Source organism: Empedobacter brevis NBRC 14943 = ATCC 43319, from assembly GCF_000382425.1.
Taxonomy (GTDB): Bacteria; Bacteroidota; Bacteroidia; order Flavobacteriales; family Weeksellaceae; genus Empedobacter; species Empedobacter brevis.
Map to the genome: position 1 here is coordinate 151,159 of NZ_KB908299.1, position 13,459 is coordinate 164,617.

Below are 13,459 nucleotides of genomic sequence, written 5' to 3' on the forward strand. Positions count from 1 at the left end.
GATATTTGTATAAATGCCTTTTTATGATGTTGTATTTGTAGAACAACTTCTTAATAGCCTTGGTTTTGTGGTAATAGATTTGGATTAATTAAGAGTTCGGCTTCTGGAATTGGTAATAATACGTCAGTTGCTTTCCAATTTGTTTTTATGGGACTTAAGACTTGATCTGCCAATTTCCATCGTTTCAAATCAAACCAACGATGGCCATGCTCTGTAAACAATTCATGTTGACGTTCCGTTACAATAGCTTCAAAAATATCTTGAGAAGATGAAGTTGTGATAGGTGTTAATCCAGCTCTATTTCGAATACTATTTATATCCCCTTTTGCTCCATTCAAGTTGCCTAATCTCAATCGTGCTTCAGCTCGAATTAAAACCTGTTCAGCAAGTCTAAAAACAATGGTATATTCTTTACTTGTTGTTGTCACATACTTCTCTTTGTATTTGAAGGGCATTACCCAATTTTTCCCATTAGTAGTAATTTGTTTTGTCCACTGTTGTTTTCTCAAATCAGTTGGCTCAAAAGATTCAAATAGGTGAGGGGATAAAGAAGCATTAGGTGGAGGGCCAGCCTCAAAAATATAAATACCACCTTCATTAGAATTTCCACCTTCTACTTTGGCTTTTAGTTGAAATAATATAGAACGACTTTCTTTCAAAAACTCTTTATTCAAATCATTCTCTAATTGATATTTACCTGAATTGATCAATTCAGTAGATTCGCTTTCAGCTTTTTCCCATTTCTCTTGGTAGATGTATAGACGTGCTAATAATGCGGTAATGATATATTTGTTCGCCCTAAGGTTACTTGTAACCGATGTAAGCTCACCTAATTGTTGTTTAGATTCAATAAGATCTTCCTCAATTTTAAGAAGTATATTTTGATGACTTGTTTTTGAACTCTTCTGATTAATCGTATAATCTGTTGTCGTAGTAAATGGAATATCTCCAAATAAATTGGTTAAATAGAAATAAGTTAACGAGCGGATAAATAGTGCCTCAGCTTTGTATTGTTTCTTTTGCTCATTGGTCAATCCTTTTGATTTTTCTACTCCTTCTATTACCGCATTGCATTCGTATATTACTTTATAGGAACTTGTCCAAAGCTCTTTCACACCACTATTTGTAGGGATAATTTGATGTTTGTAAAATAAATCCGTCACGCTGTTAGCAGTAGTATAGTTGTCTAATTCGTCTGAATAAATTCCCATGTAAAAACCAGCACTAGATAAATTCCCAGCAATTAAGCTGTTATCACGTAATAATGCATATAAAGTGGTAACGGCGGCTTGTGCTGTTTGGTTATTTTCAAATACATCTGTTTGATTCATTTGTCCTTTTGGAGAATCCAATTCCACAAAATTCTCACAACTTATTATCGTATTTCCTATTAGGAAAACGAATAAAGAATAGCTTACTATGTTTTGATATTTTTTCATAATTGTGTGATTAAAAATTAGCTTTAAACCCTATCGAAATTCTTCTCAAAGGAGGAAGAAAACCAGTTGTTTGTTCTGGATCACCGTATTTATACTTACTCCATGTCCATAGGTTTTGACCTTGAGCATAAATCACATATTGATTGGACTGATTTTTACTTAGAGGAAGTTTATAAGACAATGACACGTTTTTCAATCGAATAAAAGACGTATCGGTTACCATTGCATCACTGTTATTAAAGTTAGAATAAGCAACTGTCGCTGCGGAATTAGAGCCACTTGAATAATTCTGAATTACCCCATTTGGAAACAGATTTAATACAGAAGCAGGCTGATTATTCATTGTACCCGGCATAGTAGTCCCATAGAATTCATTAAATCCTTTTTTCTTGACAAATTGAAAAAAGAGCTCGATATTAAAGTTTTCATAGGAAACAGAATTGGAGAATCCACCATAAAAAGAAGGATCTAATGATACAACTTGTTGTTTATCTTCTATTGCGGTTATCTTTCCATCATCATTATAATCTGTAAACTCATACAAACCAGTTGTTGGATTTATCCCTTGCAGATGATACATTTTCTTGCTGTTCAATGATTTTCCAATCACATACATATTTGCATAGGAGGTGTTTTCTAAACCATCAAATGCCACCAATCTATTTTTAGGTATAGTAAGATTAAAAGAAGTTGACCAGTTGAATTTAGCAGATTTTATAGGAACAACTTGCAAATCCATTTCCCAACCTTTATTTTCTACTACAGCATTCAAATTTGCTTGTATAGAGGTAAAACCTGTTATAGCGGGTAAACTATAGCCAACCAATTGGTTATTTGATCGGTTTTGATAATAATTCAGCGTTAGGTTAATTCTATTTTTTAGGAATGCTGTTTCTAAGGCAAATTCCAACTTTTTATTTTTCTCCCACGAAAAATCATGATTATACAAACGTGCTGTTGTCAATAGTATATTCCCATCATATCCATTTTGACTGATGTTATAGGTGTTTAGGTATTGATAATCTCCAATCTGATCATTTCCTGTTACCCCGTAGCTTCCTCGTAATTTCCCAAAACTTAACCATGATACTTCACGTAGAAAACTTTCTTTCGAAAAAAGCCAAGCGGCACCAACTGCACCAAAATTTGCAAACCGATGATTAGGACCAAATCGGCTTGATCCATCTCTTCGTCCTGTTAAGTTGAAAAAGTATTTTTCGTGCAGATTATAATTTACTCTTCCATACAGAGCAGCATATTTATATTGCTCTTCAGTATCTTTGTATATCGTCACATTTTTAGCAGCGCTTAATACATTCATTAACTGGTTGTCTGTAAAACCACTTGCCATAATCACCAACTTAGTTGTTGTTTGGCTATTCAAAGTCCCACCAATTAATACACTTAGTTTACTCGAAGCAGTTAAATTAAAATTAGCATCCAATTGGGGTTCTATTAACCACCCTTCATGTTGCCCAGAATTTTTAGTCATGTTAGATTGTTGACTTGTAGCACCAAAAGAAGGATTGCGAATGGTATGTGGATTAAGTTGTATATCATCTAAATCTGATCGATTGTATCCTACATTAGATCGTAAAACAATATTGTCCATCAACAGATAATTTGTATTTAGATTTGTATTTAGATTACGTGTATTATTGCGGTAACTAGCATTCAGTGCCGCAAGTGGATTGGTCCAAGTATTGTTTTCCCAATTTAAGCTACCATCTTCATTAAACAACCGCGGAGCATTTGGAACAAGTGTTCTTGCAATTCTTGTCAAATCTTGTACAGGTAAATAGTTATTATCCTGTCCATAATTAGTTGTCCATTGCAATTTTAGTTTGTTATTCGCTGTTTTATGGTTTAGTGTCGAAAAAAAGCTGAATTTATTGTACGCATAATTACCATAGAAAACAGAAGACTCTTTCATTACATTGGCACCTATCATAAAATTAGTTTGCTCATTTCCACCATTTATAGACGTACGAATGTTGTGATTGAAAGCTGTATTCCCAATAAGTAGTTTTTGCCAATCCGTATATCTGGTCTGATCCCATGTTCCATTTATGTCGTAGGCTGTCGTAGGATACGTCGTTACACCATCGTTTGCAAAGGCTTTTTTCCTTATTTCTAGATATTGTTCTGTATTAAGTAGTTTAGGAAACTTAGTAGGGTTAATAACAGTGGTAGAAGCATCTATAGAAATACTTGTTTTAGTCGCTTTTCCTTTCTTTGTAGTAATCAATAGTACTCCATTGGCTCCCCGTGATCCATAAATAGCAGTAGCATCAGCATCTTTCAAAACTTCGATAGATTCGATAGATTGTGGATCGATATAATTTAAAGGATTTATAGTTGACCCATAAAAGATTTGTGCTGAGGTTGAAGTATCTCCCATCGAATTGGTATCAAATGGAACACCATCTACTATAAATAGAGGATTATTCCCCGCAGCAATACTATTTTGGCCTCTTATCCGAATGGTATAGCCACCTCCAGGAGTTCCAGAAGTTGGTGTAATCTCTAAACCGGGAACACGACCTTGCAAAGCATCTAAAACAGAATTCACGGGCTGATTCTCTATTTCCTTAGCCGTTACACGTGCTATAGAACCCGTACGTTCTTTATCTTTTACAGCATAGTACCCTGCATTTATCACCACATCTTTTAGCTGAATTTCGTCATCTTCTTTTGCGAAACTTACATTGATCACACTTCTATTCAGTACCTCTTCTTCACGAATAGGGAAATCCAATTGCTCGAAAATTAGTTTAGCATCATCATTTTGTAAGGTCAACGAATAGTATCCATTCGCATCAGTTCGCACACTATTCTGTGTACCTTCTTCTGTTACTACCACACCAGAGAGCAAATGGTTATGATCTTTCACCTTTCCAGTCACGGTTTTTCCTGTTTGTGCAAATAGGGGTGTAGCACAAACCAATCCCAATAGCACACTTATTGTATGCCTATTTAGTTTAAAGTAAAATATTTTCATAATTTTACATAAGTTTTTTAAAATTCAACATTAGTTTTAAAAGCCACTCCTTTTCCAGTACATCGCGCCAACTTTGTTTTTGGGAAAGGGGTTTTTTGTTATGTTTGACGTTCTACGCTTAACGTTTTACGTATTTTTCTTACTTACTGTCACATTGAGTGATTTTCGTTTCATAGAAAAAGAAAATAGTATCGAAATGTCTTTTCTTTATTTTCATTTTTTTCTTCTAACTTTTACCTTAATGCAAAAGTTACAAAACATCAAGTCTTTGATTTTCGACAGTCAAAATAAGTTTCAGACATTCAATGTTTTAAATCATTTGCTCCGCAAACAGTAAAACATTTTAATCATGACTTTCAACTTTTTGACACTCGCCTCCAAATCATATGACATTTTCTTCATCCTTTTTCTAATTCAGATCCACTTTTTATAACGGATTTTGTCATTCTGAGCCTATCGAAGAATCTATTTGTCACTTTTTTTAGAGATTCTATAGTTCAGTAAACTGAACCATAGCAATCTTCTTACTCTGTTTAATAGATTTATCTTCTCTATTGCTCTTTATTTTCTCCACCCAGTTCTATGTACCTATGTGGTAAAAAATCTTTTCTGTCATTCTAAGCTTTTTTCAGTAACACTCCCCAACCCCTCTCGAGAGGGGAATTGTCCCCTTGAGGGGACTGTAGGGGTGTTTTTTTTCTGCAAAAATCCCCCTCCGACAGTTTTAAAAATTACATTAATAAATGAAATAAAAATTAACACTAATCACTTTATGAAGATCATTTACTTTCTTCTTAGGGGTGTCTTCGGGGGATAACTGTGTGAGTATTTGTTTATGTTATATGTCTTTTCTTTTCTGTCTTTCTGAACTCGTTTCAGAACCTCATCCAATATGATATTCCAAAATATCTTTCTATCACTTTTCAATTCCACAAGAATTGAATAACCATCTGTGTATTTCTATTATAGAAATACATATTTATAAAGAGTTGTATTTTACTTGATTTGTAGAGGAATAAAACCAAGTGTATTTATTGTATGAAGTTCTGTGCTATTTGTAATGGAAGAAACGACCAAAACAAAAAGGCATGGAACTCATCTTAAAGCATTAGAGGTACTGCCATACCATAACCACAATAAGAGAGCCCACGCCTAGGTCGTGAGCAAATTTACTTATTTTCTTGTGGTTTCAAAAAATTGGCAGTTTTCTAATGCAAGAAAAAAGTATTTCTACTTTAATTTTTTATCTATCTGATAACAAATATAATAAAAAAAATCAACACAACACATATATGTGTTGAAATAATTTAAAATACTTTACAAATTTTACTTAATGGCTAAAAATAATGTTGAGTATTTAAAAATACAAGTGGGTAGAATTGTCTTACTAAATAGATTAAAGGCAGGGTTATCTCAATTTGAATTAGGTCTTAAAATAGATTTATCTGCTAATCAAGTAGGTAGGATAGAAAGAGCTGAGAGTAATCCTACACTTGAAACTCTTGTAAAAATTTGTAATTATTTTGAGATTGATATAAATAATTTATTTGTTAAACTAAACAAATTAGAAGAACAATCTATAATAACTGAAATAAAATCTTTAAAAAAATAATTTAATCACCATTACATATTAAAGAGAATAATCTTGATTTTTAGTTTAAAAAAATATAAGACATTAAGTAATTAAAAACGTTTTGTTTAAAATCAAATACCTAAATTAGTAAGATTAACCAGTAGGCATGGTTAAAGTTAGTAATAGTACTCTGGAGTTAATTTATAAGGTTTGATTAACTCCAGAGTTTTTTTATATAAATAAATACTTCAGATAAATATAAGGAAAGGGGTTCATATAGAACCTTTTGTTATTCTATAGTATTTTACACAACAATGGATATAGATTAGATTGTTTTATATATTTGTTGTTTACGAAACTAAAGCTATAGTAGTTTCGTAAATAACAATGTTACCTGCAATATTAAATCTAAAAAAGCAAAATGCCAACAAAAAATAATCAAGTAGATAAAATTAAAGAACGATTAAAAAAGTCTGAGGATAAAATAAAACTACTTAATGAAAAATTAAAAGTAAGAATTGAAAGACCAATCTTACAAATTAGCAAAAATGAAATAGTTTTAAAAAAGTGTCATCATAATCCAAATTTTACATCTAAAACGATTTTAACTGATTCAACTTGGAATTATGTTGAAATTTATTTGAAACAATTTAAAACTAGAGAATCGGAAGAGGCATTATTTTATTGGGAACAAGCTAAAAACTTTTATGAAGCTTCAAAATCTTTATCAATAGTATCATCTCCATTGACAATATATTATTGCTTTTTAAACGCAACTAAAGCTTTATTAAGATTTAAAGGCCAAAATTTCAATTTAAAACACGGTGTAACGGGTAAACGTAAAGATGGCCAATATGTTTTACAAAATGAAACACTAACCATAAAAGCGAAAGGAGTACTTTCTGGGCTATGTGCTTACTTAGGTGAACCAATCAAAAATAATGAACCTGCCCATTCTTTAAAAGATATTTTTTACAATCTTTCTTTTATACATCGAGCTTTTCAATTAACATTCCCAAGCCCCTCATATCCTGAGCTTTTTGTACCGATTATTAACCCTAGATATGTTTTTGATAAGTATAGAAAAGTTGGATGGTTTGAAGCTCAACTTGAATGTGAACATTCAAATAATAGGACAAATAATAATCTTATTGGTTTTGGTTTAGACAAGAACTATGAAAATAAGACAAACTATGTAATTCGTCGTAATAAAACTTTTAAATGGGATTGCTTTAGAAATAAACCAACAGATGATAGCCTAATAGCATTAAATAAATACCATTTTAAAATAAGAAAACAATTACGAACGATATATGGTCCTAATAATTTATGGTATATAAAGAGAACAAATCTTTCAACACACATAATAGATAGAAGTAATCTTGTGTTAATTTTTGCAACTATGCACAGATTAAGTGAAATGGCTAGATATGAACCACAGTCATTATTAAAACATCTAGAAAAAAATCATAGTTGGTTATTAACAGAATTCATAAATAAGTCTCCTTTACAATTCATTGACGAAATTTCAAGCGAAATTACAGGGAATGATTTTAGAGCAACAGGATTTAGAGAATAATACAGTAGGTAGGTAATTGTTGCACAACTCCTATTTTAGACACAAAGATACAATAGTATAAATAATAACCTCTTTAAAAGCATTTTTAGAGAGGTTTTTTTGTGTTTACAAAATAAGAAAAATAAAAAAAGCCCCGAAGATAGTCGAGGCGAAAATTTTCTAAAAATATCTTTCATTATAAATAATTAAGATAAAAAATTTAAATCAATTTACGGTTTTCCGTAATTAATCTTATACTTTACTATTTATATTTGATGTAATTAGGAGTTAAATAAAAATCCCACGGAGTACGCAGGATATAAGTTTTTACTTCGGCTTAAAGCCTTATTGTGAATTGATTTCAAAGTCAAATATAAGGATTTTTATTAAATTACAATATAATTAAGAATAAAATAAAAAATTTTGAGATATCAAAAACCAAGAAATATAAATTACTATGAGAATATTAGGAATTGACGCTGGTACGAATAGCCTTGGCTGGTCCATTAGAGATACAGAATTTATAAATAATCAAATCATAGATTTTGGGGTTCTTACTTTTGAAAAAGGAGTTGCTTCTGAAAAAGGAAATGAATTTCCTAAAGTTAAAAAAAGAACAGAGAGTAGAGGAAAAAGAAATAATTATCGAGCTGAAAAGTATAGGAAATGGGATTTATTATATTTTTTAATTGAAAATAATATGTGCCCACTTTCACATGAAGAGCTTAATAAATGGAAAAATTATAAAAAGGGAACAAAACGTAAATATCCACAAAATGATTTATTTTTAAATTGGTTACGATTTGATTTTGACGGTGATGGGAAACCTGATTTTCATTTGATAGGAAAAAATAAACATGATAGTTTATTTGCTTTTAGAGCTTTAGCTGTTGATCCTAATTTTCATTCTGTTTATAAAACTAATCCATATTTACTTGGAAGAATTTTCTATCAACTTGTACAAAGACGTGGTTTTAAAGGAAGAGATGAAGAAGAAGCAAAGACGATGTTGCAAGGTAGTGATAAAAATGGTACTAAAGGAAGAGATGATATTGCCGAATTTATCGAAAATCATAAAACGTTAGGAGCTGCTTTATATTATTATCAAAAAGAAACAGGTGAAAGAATTAGACAACGATACAATCTTAGAAAGGATTATGAAGCAGAATTAAAGCTTTTATGTCAGCTATATGATATTAATGATGAGGATTATCAAAAACTATGGAAAGCCATTATATGGCAACGACCTCTTCGTACGCAAAAAGGCTTAGTTGGTTATTGTATTTATGAAAAAAACAAAAAACGTGTACAGGTAAGCCATCCATTGTACGAGGAGTATAGAACATGGACTTTTATCAATAATTTAAAAATTATTCCTCCTATTGGAGTTGATAAACAGACTTATATTCAAGAAAAAATTTATCCTTTATTTTTTAAGTCATCAAATGATTTTGAACTAAAAACTATTCTTAATCAACTTAAAAAAGACGGCGGTAAAATAGATTCAAAGTTTAAAGAAAAAACAAAAGTAATTTCTGCTAAGCTATTAAAGTCGTTTCAAGATATTTTTGGAGATAATTGGAAAGAGCTTTTGCATTGGGATAATATTAATGAAAGAGATAGTCAGCCATCTAAAAAACAGAATTCATCTTTTAATTATGATGAAATTTGGCACGTTCTTAAAACTTTTGATAGCCAAGAAAATTTAAAAGATTTTGCTTTGAACAAATTAAATCTTGATGATGAGAAAGCTGAGAAGTTTTCTAAAATCAAACTAAATCAAGGTTATGCAACAATGAGTTTGTCTGCAATTAAGAAAATACTTCCTTTTTTGCGAAAAGGTATTCCTTATCATTATGCCGTTTTCTTGGCAAATCTTTATAAAGTTTTGGGAATGGAAACTATTTCTGATACGATGATCGATTATTTCATTGAGGAATTTAGAGAAGTTGAAAAAAGTAACGAACAAACAAGATTGTTAAATACAGTTGTCAATAGTTTGGTTTTAGATGAGTTAAACAGTAAATATCGTTATTCAATTGAAAATGACAGAGATTTAGACGATTCTGAAAAGAAAAATATTAATGCTAAACTAATTGAAATATTTGGAGAGAAAACTTGGCTTTTATTATCTGATGATGAAAAAACAGCATCTTATGATTATGTAGCCAAATATTACAAAGAGTTTTTGAGAAAATCAGTCCTGTCAAAGACTAATTTATTCATGGAGAATGAGAGAATTCATGATCAAATTTTCAATGTAATTGCTGAAAAATATGACATACCAGAGGATAAGAAGAAATTTTTATGGCATCCATCAGAACAAGAAAATTATACCCAAGCCGAAGAATATGATTATTTTACGCTAAATGGTAAACCTGTTTATATTAAACAAATTGATAGAGAGAATTTTATTAAAAATAATAAAGATGCTGAATTTCAAGGAAGAAGTTTAAAGTTATTAGGTAGTCCAGAACCTGTTACCAAAGGATTAAAAAACCCAATGGCTCTAAAAACAATGCACAAAATGAAGCAGCTTATCAATTTCCTTTTGCAAGAAGGTAAAATAGATGAGGACACTCGAATTGTGATTGAGATAGCAAGAGAACTTAACGATGCCAATAGAAGAAAAGCTATTGAAAAATGGAATAACGAGCGAGAAAAAGAAAATCTAAAGTTCAGTGAAACTATTATTGAAATAAATAAAGAATGCAACACCACTTTTAATCCAAGTGATAAAACGCTTCTTCGTAAGATAAGATTATGGGAAGAACAAAATGAAACTTGTCTTTACACAGGTAAATTGATTAAACTTTGTGATGTTTTAGATGGAAATAAATACGATTTAGAGCATACTATTCCTGCAAGTATAAGTTTTGATAATGAGTTACGAAATTTGACTTTAACTGATACGGAATTTAATAGAAATATAAAAAAGAAACAATATCCGTCACAACTTTATAATCATGTAGATATTTTGAATAATATCCAGTTTATGAAAGAAAAGATAGAGCATTTGGAAGATTTATATAAAGAATGGAAAAATAAAGCTTCGTATGCATCTACTAAGGAAATAAAGGATAATTGTATTCAGCGTTATCATTTCATAAAAATGGATTTAGATTATTGGAGTTACAAATACAATACATTTATTTTGGAAGAATATAAGTCAGGCTGGAAAAATAGCCAGTTGCGAGATACTCAAATTATTACAAAATATGCTCTGCCATATTTAAAAACCTTATTTAAAAGAGTGTCAGTAGAAAAAGCAAGTGTTGTAAATGTTTTTAAAGAAGTATATAATGTAAAATTATTAAGTGATAAAAAAAATCGTTCAACTCATAGTCATCACGCTGGTGATGCAAGTATTTTGACATTAATACCATCAGCATTTGATCGCGAAAGAATTCTTAAACTTTATAACGAAGAAAAAGACAATCATACGGGTAAAATTTATCACGAACAACCTAAAGATTGGAAAGATTTCTCCCCAAGTTATATTAAAGAAATCGAGAATGTTATATTAATTAACAATATAGTTGAAAATAGAACTACTGTTCCAACTTATAAAGTGGTACGCAAAAAAGGAAAAATCGTTTGGGAAGATAAATCACTTGATAAAAAACGAATTGCTCAAGGAGATACTATAAGGGGGCAATTACATGATGAATCTTTGTATGGAGCAATAAAATTACCATTAAGAAACGAAGAAAATAAAATTTTGTTTGATGATAATGGTAAAATGAAACTTACTGAAGAGCCAATTTTGGTTATTCGAAAAGATTTAGTTTATAAACAAAATGCAGATTCTCCAGGATTTAAAACGCTTGAAGAAGTTGAAAAGGTAATAGTCGATAAAGCTCTTTTTGAAATGATAAAAATGCAAGTGGAAGATGCTGTCGGATTTAAAGAAGCTTTAACAAAAGGTGTTTGGATGTTTGATAAGCAAGGAAACAAAGTAAATAAAATAAGAAGAATACGCTGTAAAGGTTCAATGAAATATAATACAGCATTGAAAGTGCATACGCATGCTTTTACTTCAAAATTCGATTATAAAAAAACAACATTAGCAAAAAGTGGAGAAAACGCACTTTGTTTATTTTATAAAAACGAAGATGGAAAAGCAATGGAGATATTAAGTATTTCTGATGTTGCTCAATTAAAATTTAAGAACGATCGTTCTTATTTTTTAGAACCAGAATACAATACAAAATCAATAGGAAAAGGAAAAAAAATAAAAGAAATACCGCTTTATGCTGTTTTACGTTCTGGGCAAAAAGTATTGTTTTATAAAGATAGTATTGAAGAACTAAAAGAATTAGATAATTCTGATTTAACAAAACGTTTATATAAAGTATATCAATTTGAAAGTGATGGTCGTATGAAGTTTAGAAATCATATGGCAGCAGGAATAGACACTGATTTAAAGAAAGAAAATAAGGAAGGGGCATCTTTTAACTTTGAGAATCCAAGTATCTTTTTAAGAATTAGACAAGGTGAATGGAATTTTGCAATTGACGGAGTTGATTTTGAAATGAAAATGGATGGCTCATTAAAATTTAAATAATATGCTAAAACGTACCATTTACATTGGCAATCCATCTTATTTGAAATTGAAAGACAATCAATTAAAAATAGAAGATGTGATAACCAAAGAAATCAAAGGCTCTGTACCTATTGAAGATTTGGGTTTTTTGGTATTGGATCATTATCAAATAACCATTAGTCATCAACTTATAGTGACATTACAACAAAATAATGTGGCAATTATTAGTTGCGACGATAGTCATATGCCTTTGGGCTTGATGTTGCCAATGAATGGACATGTAGAGCATAGTGAGCGATTGAAACATCAGATTAATGTTTCGGAACCATTGCGCAAACAGTTGTGGAAACAAACAATAGAAGCTAAAATTTATCAACAGAAAGCATTGTTGAGTAAGTTTGGTTTTGTAGAGGAGCCTATGCAGAATTATTTAACGAATGTAAAATCTGGAGATTCCACGAATATGGAAGGAATTGCTGCGCAATATTATTGGAAACAATTATTTGACAATTTTACGAGAGAACGAGATGGTGATGCTCCTAATAATTTTCTGAATTTTGGATATGCTATTCTTCGAAGTATGGTTGCAAGAGCTTTAGTGAGTTCTGGATTAAATCCTACCATTGGTATTTTTCATCGTAATAAATACAATCCGTATTGCTTGGCTGATGATATAATGGAACCATATTGACCTTATGTTGATGAATTGGTATTAGAATGGATGAATAAGCCTTTTCGACCGACTGAAATGAGTAAAGATGCTAAAGCACATTTATTACAAATAGCAACAAAAGATGTGAAAATAGATGGTTTGAAAAGACCTTTGTTGGTAGCGATAAGCTCTACAACAAGTTCTTTGTATAAGTGTATGACAGGGGAGCAGCGTGTGATTCGTTTTCCTGAAATGACATGAGTTTTAGTCGTTATAATGCTTATCGTATTATGTGGGTTTTAGTTTTGTTTGATTTGCCAACAGAAACAAAAAAGCAAAGAAGTCAGGCAACTCGCTTTAGAAAAGAGTTGATTGACGATGGATTTACTATGTTTCAGTTTTCGATTTATTTGAGACATTGTCCAAGTAGAGAAAATGCTGAGGTACATATAAAACGAACCAAATCTAAATTACCTGAATTTGGGAAAGTAGGAATTATTTGTATTACAGATAAACAATTTGGACAAATGGAAATATTTTTCTCCAAAAAAGAAACCGATTTACCAACAGGTCCACAACAATTAGAATTATTTTAGGAATAAAAAAATCCGATAGAAAACTCAACTTCTATCGGATTTTACTTTTTTTTTCATTTCTAAATTTCTTCTCAAACCCTTTATAATAATGGTT

At 30.7% G+C, this 13,459-nt stretch carries 6 protein-coding genes and 1 pseudogene; 5 read left to right on the plus strand and 2 right to left on the minus strand.

The window, feature by feature from the left end; translation table 11 throughout:
• Positions 1-50: 50 nt before the first annotated feature.
• Together H277_RS0113860 and H277_RS0113865 are read right to left on the minus strand one after the other, a co-directional pair.
• A complete protein-coding gene (locus H277_RS0113860; protein ID WP_019976213.1) occupies positions 51-1,439 on the minus strand; it encodes a RagB/SusD family nutrient uptake outer membrane protein in 1,389 nt (462 codons plus the stop codon).
• 10 nt (positions 1,440-1,449) lie between these two features.
• Entirely contained in the window at positions 1,450-4,440 is a 2,991-nt protein-coding gene (locus tag H277_RS0113865; RefSeq protein WP_026357614.1) for a SusC/RagA family TonB-linked outer membrane protein, read from the minus strand.
• A gap of 1,333 nt (positions 4,441-5,773) precedes the next feature.
• Between H277_RS0113865 and H277_RS19155 the strand changes: the two genes are divergently transcribed.
• The 5 genes and pseudogenes from H277_RS19155 (at position 5,774) to cas2 (ending at position 13,365) form a co-directional block, all read left to right on the plus strand.
• On the plus strand, positions 5,774-6,052 hold the full coding sequence (locus H277_RS19155) for a helix-turn-helix domain-containing protein (protein ID WP_019976215.1): 279 nt from the start codon (positions 5,774-5,776) through the stop codon (positions 6,050-6,052).
• Positions 6,053-6,434: 382 nt separating this feature from the next.
• Positions 6,435-7,592, plus strand: a complete 1,158-nt coding sequence (locus H277_RS0113875) for a YaaC family protein (protein WP_019976216.1) — start codon at positions 6,435-6,437, stop codon at positions 7,590-7,592.
• Between the two features lie 436 nt (positions 7,593-8,028).
• Entirely contained in the window at positions 8,029-12,138 is a 4,110-nt protein-coding gene (gene cas9, locus H277_RS0113880; protein WP_019976217.1) for a type II CRISPR RNA-guided endonuclease Cas9, read from the plus strand.
• Position 12,139: 1 nt separating this feature from the next.
• Positions 12,140-13,030 (plus strand): annotated as a pseudogene (gene cas1, locus H277_RS19490) (type II CRISPR-associated endonuclease Cas1).
• The gene (gene cas2, locus H277_RS0113890; RefSeq protein ID WP_019976220.1) at positions 13,027-13,365 is read left to right on the plus strand and encodes a CRISPR-associated endonuclease Cas2; all 339 of its coding nucleotides are present in this window, start codon (positions 13,027-13,029) and stop codon (positions 13,363-13,365) included. Before cas1 ends, cas2 begins: the two are co-directional and overlap by 4 nt.
• Positions 13,366-13,459: the final 94 nt, after the last annotated feature.